The sequence below is a fragment of the Candidatus Gromoviella agglomerans genome (assembly GCF_021065005.1).
Lineage (GTDB): Bacteria > Pseudomonadota > Alphaproteobacteria > CAJXXZ01.
Map to the genome: position 1 here is coordinate 72,749 of NZ_CP069247.1, position 13,733 is coordinate 86,481.

The window sequence follows — 13,733 nt, forward strand, 5'->3', positions numbered from 1 at the left end:
GTGTGAGTAATATTGTGAGAGATTAATTAAAATTAAAAGTCAAAATATACATCAGAATCACCAATTAAAAAATCATCAGTATTAATTGAAATTATTTATGATTGTTTTGAAAATTCAAAATATATGGGGTATAGTAGCGTGATTAAATACGAAATGGCCTATATTGCACCAGTTTATTCTAAAACTCAACCGCATATTTTGCAAATCCTTTTTTCTTCACAAACAGTTTTTGGAAACTATCATCGATCTTTTTCTGAGTCATGCGGAGACTTGTCTTACCACAACAATTCTGTAATCAAGAATGCATTCCACGACCATAATTTGCTGAAAATGTTGCTTCAAATATGCTCTCAGATATAGTTGGATGAGGGAAAATTACCTTTAAAAAATCACTTGCTTTAATACGAAACTGAATTGCTATAGTAAATGTTGTGATCATTTCAGTTACTTCAGCTCCGATCATATGAGCTCCAACTATGCACTCACTTTCTTTGTCTATGATAACTTTTACCATACCATCGTTTTCTCCTATGCACATTGATTTTCCGTTTGCTGATAAATTGAATTTACCAATTTTGACATCAGGACCAGCTTCTTCTTCTGTCATGCCAACATATGCTATTTGAGGGAATGTATAAACGCACATGGGGATCAAATTATTACTTGTGTTACTCGTGGAATCTACATCTTTTGTAGTATTTTTGCATTTATCAAAGTTAACTTTTTGCCATAGAGAGTCAAATGTCTTTGCTCTATCATATCTTTTGCTGAACCTGCATCTGTTAATATGCACTAATTGTTCGAGCAAAAATATGCTTGAATTTTTATTTCCTAAAGTAACTAGTTCATGAATTTGATTAACACAATGAATCGCATCGTGCGTAGCTTTGTGGGCGAGACATGGAATTCCTATTACATCACCGATTGCAAAAATATTGTCATCATCAGTTTCATAATTATTTTTCACATGAATGAATTTGTTATTAAGTATAATATTCGTGTTTTCTATTCCGATATTTGAAGTATTTGGAATAACACCGATTGATACTAATACCTTACTTGCTTGAATTTTTTCACCATTAGAAATAATAACATGGCCGTTGTGTATGCTCTTTACTGACATTCCGGTTAAAATTTTTATTCCGTGTGATTCAAAGTATTTTTTGGATAATTTTGATATTTCCTTATCTGCTGATGGTAGAATGGAATCTTGCATTTCAATGACTGTAACTTTTGTGCCAATGGCATTGAAAAAACTTGCAAATTCGAGGCCAATTGCCCCTCCTCCGATTATGACCAAATCTTCAATATGAGATTTATTTGATAGTGCGTCTTTTGGTAGCCAAATCATACTCTCATCAAAATGATCAAAGTGTTTTGGATTTAATTCTCTAGCGTGAGAGCCAGTTGCAACTATAACATAATCAGATGAGTAAAAATCTTCTTCAACTTTAACTACATTTTTGATATTGAGATTACTTTTACATAATCTGCAAGAATTTTTTGAATTATGTGATGAAACATTACTAAAACTCGCATTTATATTACAATTTCGCTCTTCAGACAATTGCTGAATTTGCATATTTACTTTTTCTTCAAGATTTGCACTAGTGTGCCTATTTTGAACGTTTTTTTCTAAAATATCATTAAAATTGTTAATTTTGTCTAATCTCAAATTTTGCACATTGGTATCATGTTCAACTTTCTCTACGTTTTCATTTTTTATACAAATATTTTGTTTATCACTGCTACTAGTCTGAGATATATTCATCATTTTTGCTGAAACTATACTTGAATCAGTGTCATTACTACGAAGTAAATGACTCCACTTTATAGATTTATCACCACTAGTATTTCGACAATGATTTATATTGACAATATTTTCAATCTCATTATCAAGTGTTGGAGATTTTGCAGAAAATTTCTCGCTCTTAAATAGATTGTCATTCAAACAAGGTTCAAAATTTACTGTTTGAGATGGAATTTTGTAGGAAAATTCGGTGCTAAAATTATTAAAATACTTCGAATTAATGTTATCAATCTGATCAAATTTAATTTCATTAAGGTTTTTATAATCAATATCATGATCTCTATGACAATTCTGTGAATGATAAAAACTCTGATATTCATGATTTATATCAAAATGCTCATCCTTTCCCAAATTTTGCTGTGATAAATTTTTGTTATCGTTTGAAAATAAATTGTTTATATATTCTTGATTTTTTGTTAAATTCTCTTGATCTACATATAAATTTTTACTCTCATAATCAAAATTATGTTCTGCACTTTTTACTGGAGTAAAATGTTCATCAATTTTAGATTGCTGTTTAATTAATTTTTCATCACCTGTTAATTTATCAATTAGAGAAATATTTTGATTTTGTATCTGAATTTCATTTTTATCTTGAAAATTCTTCCAATTCAGATCTGTTTCTGAATAAGTTTGTACTTCATTAGAAATATTATTGCTCATTAGAGTTGTGTTATTAGAATCATTAGGCAAGTTTACATTTTTTAAATCTTGAGAAGTTTCAACTTCAAAAAATGAATTTATTCTGTGAGATTTTTGTTCCAAGATACTAGATTTATTATGTAACATTGTTAGGCAACTTTCACACAATTTTCCATGCAAAGTACCAAATCCATTAATTACCTTGACATTATTTTTTTTCATCAACAAATTAATACCAGCATTAAGTTTATTCACAATATTGCGCGATCGTTGAAACACTTCAGATACATCTATACCACAATTGTTGAGTAAAATTCCAAAATCCTTTGCATGAGACAAAGACATAAATAATTCAGCGCTCTTTAGCAAAGACTTACTGGGAATACATCCCCAATTCAAGCAAACCCCACCCAAATTATTGGACTCGATCAATATTACTTCATAACCAAGTTGTCCAGCTTTTATTGCAGCAGCATAACCTCCAGGCCCACCTCCGATTATCGTAACTTTCATTTTCATCAAAAATCAACATTCGTGATAATGTACCATCAGTCAAGTTGCAATTCAATCCCAACAAGAAGTTAAGATACAATTATTTGCTTGCATATGGAAGAGAACATGGATAAAACACATTCAACATTGTTCTATCTTTAATAGATTTTACAACAGAGCTAAGCAAAAATTTATTATTTGGTATAAACTTTATTTGATCTCCATCAAATACAGTTAATATCTGATTAATAATAAGATTTAAATCAAATATAGAAGCATCTCTACCAAGAGCTACTGTACAAATTTGCAAAAGACCGCTAATGCTAATCTTTGTTTTATCAGACTGTACCTTTGATATCTCGTTAATCAATTCCTGAGATCCTGCAGTATAAGCATACAACGACAAAGATTGCAAAATATAAGTCAAGTTATCTTGCTTCTTATAATCAAATGTACGACCCAAATCAAATGCTTCCAAATTCAAATTAAATTCTGTTTGGCCAACCATTAAGCTCATATTAAGTTTTTTCAAAAGAGCTTGAAAAGCTGAACGAAATTTATTAAATTTGGTTAATGACGCTAATTTTGCTTGATCCACTCTCTTAGCTAATTTTGCTTGATCCATATTCTTAGACCCTTTAGGTGACTTATCAAAGTCAAGTACAACCTGCTCAAATAATTTCCTGATCCTATCAGAAAAGTCATTTATGTCAAGTCCTGATCCAATTTTTGCCAAAATATCTGAAAGCATTTTTCTTGCATTTGAAGAAATACCCATATTGCCTATCTTTACCTTCTGAGTAGATTTGATTTGACCCAGTTTTAATATAGTCTCAAATTGATCCTTATTAATCTCAGATCCATCAATGTTTTTGATAGAAAATCTAGAAATGTAAGGCGAAAAGAAGAACGCTTCTTTCTGATAAAGGCATGGGACTTTACTATCGTCTGCTTGTTGCGATGGAAAAATATATCTCAAAGAAATTTTTTCAAAATCATCTGAATCAGAATTAATTTTATCAATAAAGTCAAGTCCGTATTTTTGATACTGGTTCCAAGCGTATACAAACACCACTTCATCTGGCAAAAGCTGTCCATTTGCTTCAACAATTAAAGACAAAAATTGAGAAAAATCATTCAAGGATTCTTCAAATTTACCCTTTCCATTTTTTTCAATAACATTGAATATTCCTTTAGAATTATAAATAACCCTGACAAATTTTTGTAATTGTATAAATTGATCTTCTTGATCATCATTGTCCATCCCTTGATAGTCTAGTAAAAAACCAGGCTGTGAAGACAACATTAATGCATTACCTTCCGAAGGATAATATGTCATTAATACCAAGAGAAACGACCGCAAAATTTGATCTCCAGGGGAACAATAGTCAGCAATAAATCTAATTAATTTTTCGTATGGACGTTTTTCTACCTTACTCTGTAAATATTGACCAAAATCTGCATACAATCTGTTAAAATTATTCTTAAGAATATTTTGCAAATCGCGATTCATTAAGTTGTCTATATCTTGCGCATATTGATTAACAAAGTTTTCTCCTAAATAATCCGCATAACCATGAGACTGAAGAAAACGAAATACTTCATAAGTAGCTTTTTTATCTGCCAATGCTTTATCTTTTGTTGTGGTATAGTGAATAAATATCGTATCAAGCATCGATTGAATCGATAGAGGACCCTTTTTGTCTGTATCAAACATTGTGTCGACAAGGGAATTCAATAAATGAGCATTCTTATCTGAAAAGATAACATCGAAATCACGAAAATGCCCAAAATATTTAGATACGTCTTTGTCTCTTTTTCCCTGTTTATATGCACTCAATGCATTTTTTACTGCATGTATTGGCATGATATCCAAAATTTCTCCAACAGAATACGAACCAAACTTCAAATCCCTAGTACGTTTATTTTTCCTTATCGCGTCAAGTGATTGTGCATTATTAGGATCAGTAATTACATATATTGGTTCAAGGGATGATTTTTTTACTGAATCAGTCCTCTCTTCACTATCAGTGGAGAAATATGATTCAAAAATACCTAGAGAACGAGGAGTATTTGATTCTGGGCTAACATTGCAAATTCCCAATGCCATCAAAGACAAAATAGAAAGAAGTTTAGTTCTTTTCATATTAAAAAATAACGATTAACTGTGTTCAATATATCAAAGAGAAACAAAGCATGCAAGCTTAAATAAACATTTTTCCCTCAAATAAGTATAAAATGATGATATCTTATAAATGTTTTTGTAACCAATATCATATATTCGCAATATAAATTTTAATTTACACTAGATATATTACTTGAAAAATATATCATATGCTCATCGTATAATCAAAAGAAATGAATATCAATAAAGATCAAGAAATTTTGATAGATGCATTAATTGAAAATGAAACTAAAATTTTAATAAAAAATAATGAAAATAATGTTCTGAGATTTTTTGTTGATAACAATTATAAACATTCTCTTAATGGAAATATATATCTAGCCAGAGTCAAGCAAATAAATCAAAAAATAAATGCTATTTTTCTAGATTTTGGTTTAAAAAAGCATGGTCTAATGCGCTTAACTGATATAAAAAATGCGTATGTTTTGCAAAAAAATACAAAGATGGTTGTTGGAGATTTTGTTATTGTGCAAGTGCAAAAAGAGCCTAGAGAAGAGAAAGGAGCTCATTTATCTGGTAATATTTCAATCTCAAGTAAATATTGCATATTGATGCCACAAAATCCCAATTTATTTGGAATTTCTAAAAAAATTAAAGGTAATGTTGCAAGGGAAAAAATAAAAACTCTATTTCAAAATGAGAAAAAAGACTATGGAATAATTGTTCGCACCACTGCGGTAAATGCTCAAATTCAGGAGATTCTAGATGATTACAAAAATGTCAGAAACACTTGGGAAAGTATAAAAAATGAAGTTCATCGCATGGTGAGTGCTTGCAAAGATGATTTTAGCAAAATTGAGCCAAAAATATTGTATGAAGAGTCAAATATCATTAAAACTTGCATGCGTGATTATTGTAAAAATGAAACTTCAAAGATTATTATACAAGCTGATAAATCTAGATATAAAACAATAAAAAAAGAAATTGAAGATTATTTGAAATCTTATTGCCCTCCAATCGAAAGAATTGAAAGTGATATTTTTGAAAAATATTTAGTGCACAAGGATATTGAGACTTTTTATTCTCAAAATGTCATAACATCTTCTGGAGTGAAAATAATCATTCAAATTACTCATACATGTGTGACAATTGATGTCAATTCTTATAAATCAAATATAAATAGCGCTTCTCAAATCAACGAAGAAGCAGCTAATGAAATTGGCAAGCAGATAATTTGCAGAAATTTATCAGGAATAATTATTATAGATTTTATAGATATAAATAGAACTAAACAAACTCAAAATATCAAAAAAATTCTGGAAAAAAGTATGGAACATGATGATCGCAATGTTGATATATACCATGTTGAAGAATTGAACATCATATGTATATCAAGAGAAAGAGTTGGAAATTCATTAGCCGAGTTAACATTAGAGCAATGTGATGAGTGCAATGGTTCTGGTTATAAGAAATCTTCAGAAAGCTCTGCATTAGAACTTATTAGAGAGACTTTGTTTGTTGCAAATAATTTGGAAATTGATGAATCAAAGTTCATATCATCTAGTCTCTTAACATTAAATGTATTGATAAATGATCATAATTTTTTAGATGACATAAAACGTAAATATAACCTAAGTATCAGTATACAGTTAGTAAATGATATCGGAATTTTTATAAAAAAGAACAAGCCTAAGACGCTCATACAAGGAATTTTTAGTAAAATAAAGAATGTAGCATCCAAAATTCATTAGAACAAATACAAATTCAGTTCTTTAGTACGAGTGGACAAAATTGTTTTATTTTATGACAATAATGAAAATAGATCTTGTGCTATGAATATTCGCCTAATTTGCAATTCAAAAATTGTAGGAAATAACTTGTTATTGTCCATGAACGCAAGATTTCCATATAAAAATATTGATATCTTTGTGCAAAGTGCTAATGATATTCAATTATCTCAAAAAAGAACAGATTTGATAAAACAATTAATGCAAAATCATGTTTTGAGTATGATAAATGAGAACATAAACGGTGAAATTATTATATATTCATGTATTAAGATAATATTGGGAACAAGAATCTTGGACTATTCTCATGAAATTTTGCCAAAATTATCAGGTAGAAGGCATAGAATATACACATCTTCGATCGTAAAATATGAATATAATACATGGTTTGATGATTGTTATACGATTGTAAAAGTAAAACGTCTATCTGATAAAGAAACTGATATTATAAAAAACAACTCACAAGACAATGGGTTGACTATTAGCCCAGAATTTAGTCCGTTTGTTGAATTTATACGTTCAAGCGGAAACGGATTTGGTTTGCCTGTAAAGAGAATATCATCTCATGTCCAAAGGATTATTGATGAGCATCATTGTGATGAGATATGATTTGTTTGACTTAAATCTCATCTAAATATAACCTAGTAAAAAAACACTAATAATATGAAATTTATCGATCAAGCTAAAATTTTTGTAAAAGCAGGAAGTGGAGGAAATGGATCTGCAAGTTTTCGAAGAGAGAAATTTGTTGAATTCGGAGGGCCCGATGGCGGTGACGGAGGTGATGGAGGCAGTGTATATGCGATTGGAGTAAAGGATGTAAATTCTCTTATAGAATACCATCACAAGCAGCATATTACAGCTGAAGATGGAGAGAACGGTTTGGGTCGAAATAAAACTGGTAAATCTGGGGCGGATATCTACATAAAAATTCCAATAGGTACAGAAATATACGATGCTCAGACGAATTCTCTTATTTGTGACATGATATATCATGGTCAGATGCATAAATTAGCTTCAGGAGGTAAAGGTGGTCAAGGCAATGTGCGTTTTAAAAGTTCAACTAATCGTGCTCCAAGAGAATTTGGAAAAGGAGTTTCTGGTGAAGAATTATCATTAATTTTGCAATTAAAACTCATAGCAAATGTTGGAATTATCGGCATGCCAAATGCAGGAAAATCAACGATATTGTCGATTATATCAGAAGCAAGGCCTAAAATTGCGGATTATCCTTTTACCACGATTACTCCTAATTTGGGAGTTGCCAAAATATATGAAAAGGATATTGTTTTTGCTGATATACCTGGCATGATTGAGCATGCTCACTTAGGGAAAGGTCTTGGAATTGAGTTCTTGCGTCATATTCAGAGGTGTTCGATTTTATTGCATGTGATAAATATATCCGAAGATATATCTAATAATTATAAAATTATTAAAAATGAGTTACTGCAATATAATAAAAATTTAGCTAATAAACTAGAAATTATAGTTTTAAATAAATCAGATTTGATTGATGATGAAAATTTAAAAAATAAAATGAAAGAAATAGAGTTATTTGAACAAAAGTATTTATCAATTATACAAGATATCATAAGTTCTCTTGATGAGTCTCCTCAACAACAGAAAATTGTACTAAATGATTGGGATATAGATCAGGAATTTGATATATATGATGATACTGAAAATAGTGATTATGATTCACTTCTTGATGATAGAGAAAAAGAATGTATTTTTGATATAAAGATTCCGAAGATATTTATCTGCTCAGCAAAAATGAATTGGAAAATGCATGATATTTTACATGAGATATACTCGATTTTGAAGTAAATGCTGATGATGTATTTATATATTTGATTTATGACTTATTTGATTGATATTTTATGAAATTATCTCTGTATATTTTGTGGTATGGATAATTATCTAATTTTTTAAAGCTATTTTTCTTACATTATGCTGCGATTTGAATTTATGCAAAATGAGTGATAGGCGATTTATATGATTTTCGGAAATTTTAACTATCTTGGTTTGCATTTTTCGATAGGGATTTTCTGTACTCCCAATTATCTTTATATAACTTTGCAATTTTTTCATCTCTTATTATTAGCAAATTTTCCGCATTATTTTCTGCATTTTTTGAAAAATTGAAACTACCAGTGATGACGATTTTATCATCAATTATTATTACCTTGTTATGAGCTAATTGCTTTTTGCTACTTCCAGGTGTATCAATATACAATGGAATTTTTTTGTATTCGATTACTGTTTTATATAAGGAGTGATGAGCCGTTTCTTGCCCATGATCTAGAATTATTTCAACGTCAATTCCTGCTTCTTTTCTTTCAACGATTGCCCTCCATATTGCTTCTGCTGTAAATGAATATGCTTGAATTTTTATGCTGAATCTGGCATTTGCTATTTCTTTTATGATTGATTGAGTGCATTTGTCTTGTGGAGCAAAGAATACTGATATTTCATTTTGTAAAATGCCAAAATCTTTGACTTTTTCAGTATTATCTGAGTACAAAAAGTAAAGAGCGACAAGAGATCCAGATATTAAAGAACTTATACCTTCTTTTTTATGTTTATTTAAAAATTTTTTCATGATGAATATCAAAATACATCTTTAATTATAACACTTTAGTATTGATTTTAGTTGCTTTTTAATAAATATTGATAATATAACAGATGAGCTTGATAAAATGCAAAACACTATGAAGCTCAGTCTAATTGCGAGGCAAAATTCATAGTTTTGAGTAAAATTATTGATCAAAAATCCTATCGTTGGTTGAAGCGCAACTCCGCTCATAATACAACTCAAATTGTAGACAGAGCTTACAATTCCTGATGATGTACTTACATATATTTGTGATAAGATGCTATATGGAATAATGGTGGATGATACGCAAATTCCGATTAAAAATAAAGTTAATTGTGTAATCAATTTTCCTGTTGATTCATTGAAAATTAATATTAAGCATAAGAATAATAAAAATAATATTATTTGACTCAAGATCATGATTGATATTTTTTCTGCAAAATTTGATAAATATGGGAGCAAAATTGATCCAACTGCAATTCCAATGTAAAACATCATGCAAAGTAAAACTGATTCCGAATGATCAAATCCTAATACAGAATGTATAAATTTGACTCCCCATAAATCTCCGAAGCAGGATATTGGAGCGTATGTCATGAATCCGAAAGCTACAAACATGTACAAAATTTTATTTTCAAATAGCTGAAAAAACTTGCACTTCAGATCAAGAAATGATATTGATTTATTTCTTAACTTATCTGATTTTTGGAAAAATTTAATAAAAAATATTACAATTAATATTGTAGATAATAAATATATTACATATAGCACAACAGTTTTCCATCCTAATATTTGAATATATCTTGCACCTACTCTTAATATAATTGAAAGGAATAACATAGCTACTCCAAAGATTGAACCTACAATTAAGGATATGTATTTTTGTTTGATATTTAAATTTAGTGCAGATTTTACAGATGATATTAAAGCAAATCCAGCTCCAAATCCGCTCAAAAAACGACCAATATAGGCACAAAATAAGTTTTGAGAGTGTAAGAATACAAGACTTCCAACAATGCATGTAGATATTGAATATAACAATATAGATGTAATCTGAAATCTGTCTGTTAAAATTCCGACAGGTAATTGAGTTATGGCGTAAGCTACATAATAAGAAGATGCCAATAACCCGATTTCGTGAGCACTCAAAGAAAAATTCGAGCACAAATCATCTAAGAGTATGTTTGGCAAAATTCTTAAAATTAGCTGAGTACTATAAAATATTGATGAACAAGCCCAAATTACCCAAGTTATCATATTTCAAGAAAACAAAACACGATTATATCAAAGAAATATAAAATTATCTACAATTATCATTGTAAATCCTCAATTCACTCAACATAAGCTTAAAATCCCGAAAGCTTGTCCCTTTTAAAGCTTGAGATAGCTCGTTTAATATTGATAAAGGATTTTCAGCTATCTGTCCATTGCGAATTTCGAGGTGCAAATGTGGTCCACTTGCTGTTCCAGTTTTACCCATAATCCCTATTGGCTGATTCATATCCACAACTCCTCCTTCAAATATGTTATTGGCAAAAGATTGCAGATGTGCGTATCTAAATACCTTTCCAGATCTGTGATCTTTGATGAATACGCAATTGCCAAATCCTCCAATAAACCCCTTTTTTACTACTGTTCCGTATCCCATCGATAAAATTTCAGATCCAGTTGATGACTGCAAATCTATTCCTGCGTGAAATTTTCTGACTCCATATACTGGGTGAATTCTGTATCCGAACAGTGAATTTATTCTAAAATTTTTCATAGGCGCAACCAATCCTTCAAAGACTATGCATTTTCCGTATTTGTCATAAAATGTGCACTTGCTCATACTATTGTTATATGAGTAGAGTGAAATAACTTTTTCATTTGATGTGAATTGGACCAAAAATGGGAATGATTTATTTTCAAATTTAATATCTCCATCTGCATATGAAGTGCAATATAGTGCTAATTTCCCTGTTATTTTACTCCCATCAATAGATTTTATGTTGAATAAACCTCTCAAAACTCTAACTAAATTAATAGATTCTCCATGAGACAATCCTATTTTTCTGCAACTTTGTATGAAATTTCCGTTTACTTCAATGGATCTTAAGTAAAAATTCCTAGCCAATTTCCTTTTTTCAAAAATGTAAGGATATTTACTGCCATTTGATGATTTTACGTGAACTGAGTAATCAGCTCCATTAATAAATATTACGAATTTATTGCAACAATGGCAATTCGCTATTGAATAATCTTTTGATGAAGCCAAATTTGAAATTAACCACTGTGGTAATGCAATATTTTGTTTGAAAAATTTTGCCAATTCATTCTCTAGTCCTTTAATTGATGCAGTGAAAGATGATATTTTATATTTATGAGTAGAATTTTCGCTTTTGGACAGAATTTTTTTTGAGATGATAGGTTTTTTATATTTTGGTTCATTTATAGAAGAAATAGACTCTTCTTTTCGCAACGAAATTAGATCCAAACATGTTTGTGAATTTGATATTGCAGCATTCTCTGCGAATAAATCTTCATGAACGTTTACTGGTCCATCGTATGTATAAAACATTAAGCATGAAGAGAGAAAAAATGCTAGAAATGAAGACAAATGAAGTTTGTACTTCAATATATACTCTTTAATCATTTGCATTTAATGCTCCTTTAGAATTTTTGAAAAAATGTCTCAATTTGATAAAAACATCTACAAATTTATTGGCTTTGGATAATAATGATATTTTATTCTCCATAATAATCATGCTAAATTGAGCTAATATAAAAAACAATACAATTATAATCAAATTTCTTTCAAAACCTGTAGATAAAAAAATAAAAGAAATAATGACATTTTTAATAATTTCTATTAAAGGTCTACAAATTGTATCAGAAAAAGCTTTATACTCAGGAGATTTTATCAATTTGTTTGATTCATTCATTTGTTTTTTCTTTTTTAACGAATCATTATTGAAGACTTGATAATCATTAAGATGATTAATATACTGACTATCTATATTCCCATCACGAAATTCCCATACTTTTTTTGCTACCGATTTTGCAAAAGATTTGTCGTGAGTCACTATAATCACCAAAACATTATCCATCATTTTTATAATGTCTATTAGAGATTCCGTTGATTTTTCATCTAAAGCTGAAGTAGGTTCATCAAAAAACAAAATTGTAGGATTTAAAATCATAGAACGAATGATTGCAACTTTTTGTTTCTCTCCACCGGACAGTGAATCAGGAAAAGAATTTGATCTATGCTCAATAGACATTTTTGCAAGCAATTCTTTAGCTTTTGAATAACAATTTTGTTTATATACCTTTTGTGGAGTATAACATACATTTTCCATAACATTCATATGAGGAAAAAGTCCAAAATCCTGAAATACAAATCCTATTTTGTGTCTAATATTACGAATATATTGATCATTTAGTTCAATGTTGTCCAAAAAAATTTTTCCCTCAGTTGGCTTTTGCAAATAACTAACGCATTTTAAGAAAGTTGACTTACCAGATCCAGAAGGGCCTAATATCACTATAGGAGAATCAGATAAAGAAGCAACTTCTGTGATTCCGTGTAATATTCTGGTCCCATTAATAGAATAAGATAATCCTTCTATGCGTAACATTTTACCACTCTTTTTATGATATTCGACAATGATATAACCAAACAGTAATAGATGCAACCTGCGATAATTAGAGGTTCAAAATACAGATAATTTTCAGATGCAACAATGTAAGCCCTTTTCATCACGTCCATCTCAGAAATTGTAGATATAATAGCCGATTCTTTTACTAAATCTACCACCTCATTCATTAGCGAAAGAATGCAAATTTTTAATGCTTGAGGTAAAAGAATGTCTCGAAACATCAAAAATTTTCCAATATTTAGTGCTTTGCAAGCTTCAAATTGACTTAAAGGTATAGACAAGAATCCTCCATGTAAAATTTCACTTATGTATGCGGAAGAATTAAGTGAAAAACACAATATTCCAGATTGAAATATACTCATCTCAAATGGTAAAACTGGCCTTATTCCAAAGAATATTATGCCTAATTGAAGTACGAGCGGAGTTCCTCTGAAAATTGACACATAAAATGATACAATCTTGTTCAAAAATGCAATGTCAAATAATCTGATAAAGCACAAAAATATTCCTAAAATCAGCCCAAAGCAAAAAGAAAGTCCAGAATAAAGTAAAGTCACTGGAATGCCAGAAAGTATAAAAGGAATTGAATTGTATACCCTTTCAAAATGCAAAAACATTTGCCTTTATATCAAATTCAAGA

General features: G+C 29.7%; 10 protein-coding genes. 3 read left to right on the forward strand and 7 right to left on the reverse strand.

Translation table 11 applies throughout. The features are described 5' to 3' along the window. Positions 1-295 precede the first annotated feature (295 nt). Positions 296-2,971, reverse strand: a complete 2,676-nt coding sequence (locus Gromo_RS00295; RefSeq protein ID WP_231158977.1) for a dihydrolipoyl dehydrogenase family protein — start codon at positions 2,969-2,971, stop codon at positions 296-298. A 73-nt stretch (positions 2,972-3,044) separates the two neighbouring features. Then, on the reverse strand, positions 3,045-5,090 hold the full coding sequence (locus Gromo_RS00300) for a hypothetical protein (protein ID WP_231158978.1): 2,046 nt from the start codon (positions 5,088-5,090) through the stop codon (positions 3,045-3,047). A gap of 212 nt (positions 5,091-5,302) precedes the next feature. Between Gromo_RS00300 and Gromo_RS00305 the strand changes: the two genes are divergently transcribed. The 3 genes from Gromo_RS00305 (at position 5,303) to obgE (ending at position 8,683) form a co-directional block, all read left to right on the forward strand. Next, the gene (locus Gromo_RS00305) at positions 5,303-6,820 is read left to right on the forward strand and encodes a ribonuclease E/G (protein WP_231158979.1); all 1,518 of its coding nucleotides are present in this window, start codon (positions 5,303-5,305) and stop codon (positions 6,818-6,820) included. A gap of 81 nt (positions 6,821-6,901) precedes the next feature. Next, positions 6,902-7,465, forward strand: coding sequence for a Maf family protein (locus Gromo_RS00310; protein ID WP_231158980.1), 564 nt, complete (start codon positions 6,902-6,904; stop codon positions 7,463-7,465). Positions 7,466-7,519: 54 nt separating this feature from the next. Then, on the forward strand, positions 7,520-8,683 hold the full coding sequence (gene obgE, locus Gromo_RS00315; protein ID WP_231158981.1) for a GTPase ObgE: 1,164 nt from the start codon (positions 7,520-7,522) through the stop codon (positions 8,681-8,683). Between the two features lie 184 nt (positions 8,684-8,867). Here the strand turns inward: obgE and Gromo_RS00320 are convergent, their stop codons facing one another. From Gromo_RS00320 to Gromo_RS00340, 5 genes are read right to left on the reverse strand one after another with little or no spacing between them, the layout of a single operon-like run. Beyond that, positions 8,868-9,458, reverse strand: a complete 591-nt coding sequence (locus Gromo_RS00320) for a phospholipase D-like domain-containing protein (RefSeq protein WP_231158982.1) — start codon at positions 9,456-9,458, stop codon at positions 8,868-8,870. A 21-nt stretch (positions 9,459-9,479) separates the two neighbouring features. Next, positions 9,480-10,709: an MFS transporter gene (locus tag Gromo_RS00325; protein ID WP_231158983.1), complete on the reverse strand. Its 1,230-nt coding sequence runs from the start codon at positions 10,707-10,709 to the stop codon at positions 9,480-9,482. Between the two features lie 43 nt (positions 10,710-10,752). After that, positions 10,753-12,093, reverse strand: a complete 1,341-nt coding sequence (locus Gromo_RS00330; protein WP_231158985.1) for a M23 family metallopeptidase — start codon at positions 12,091-12,093, stop codon at positions 10,753-10,755. Further along, positions 12,080-13,072 (reverse strand): ATP-binding cassette domain-containing protein, encoded by a 993-nt coding sequence (locus tag Gromo_RS00335; protein ID WP_231158986.1) that lies wholly within the window; start codon positions 13,070-13,072, stop codon positions 12,080-12,082. Before Gromo_RS00335 ends, Gromo_RS00330 begins: the two co-directional genes overlap by 14 nt. After that, on the reverse strand, positions 13,060-13,710 hold the full coding sequence (locus tag Gromo_RS00340; RefSeq protein ID WP_231158988.1) for an amino acid ABC transporter permease: 651 nt from the start codon (positions 13,708-13,710) through the stop codon (positions 13,060-13,062). The genes Gromo_RS00335 and Gromo_RS00340 overlap by 13 nt, the downstream gene beginning before the upstream one ends. Between the last annotated feature and the right edge of the window lie 23 nt (positions 13,711-13,733).

Coding starts and splice junctions, on each gene's coding strand:
- Gromo_RS00295 (WP_231158977.1), bottom strand. CDS start 2,971: ATGAAAATGAAAGTTACGATAATCGGAGGTGGGCCTGGAGGTTATGCT.
- Gromo_RS00300 (WP_231158978.1), bottom strand. CDS start 5,090: ATGAAAAGAACTAAACTTCTTTCTATTTTGTCTTTGATGGCATTGGGA.
- Gromo_RS00305 (WP_231158979.1), top strand. CDS start 5,303: ATGAATATCAATAAAGATCAAGAAATTTTGATAGATGCATTAATTGAA.
- Gromo_RS00310 (WP_231158980.1), top strand. CDS start 6,902: ATGAATATTCGCCTAATTTGCAATTCAAAAATTGTAGGAAATAACTTG.
- obgE (WP_231158981.1), top strand. CDS start 7,520: ATGAAATTTATCGATCAAGCTAAAATTTTTGTAAAAGCAGGAAGTGGA.
- Gromo_RS00320 (WP_231158982.1), bottom strand. CDS start 9,458: ATGAAAAAATTTTTAAATAAACATAAAAAAGAAGGTATAAGTTCTTTA.
- Gromo_RS00325 (WP_231158983.1), bottom strand. CDS start 10,709: ATGATAACTTGGGTAATTTGGGCTTGTTCATCAATATTTTATAGTACT.
- Gromo_RS00330 (WP_231158985.1), bottom strand. CDS start 12,093: ATGCAAATGATTAAAGAGTATATATTGAAGTACAAACTTCATTTGTCT.
- Gromo_RS00335 (WP_231158986.1), bottom strand. CDS start 13,072: ATGTTACGCATAGAAGGATTATCTTATTCTATTAATGGGACCAGAATA.
- Gromo_RS00340 (WP_231158988.1), bottom strand. CDS start 13,710: ATGTTTTTGCATTTTGAAAGGGTATACAATTCAATTCCTTTTATACTT.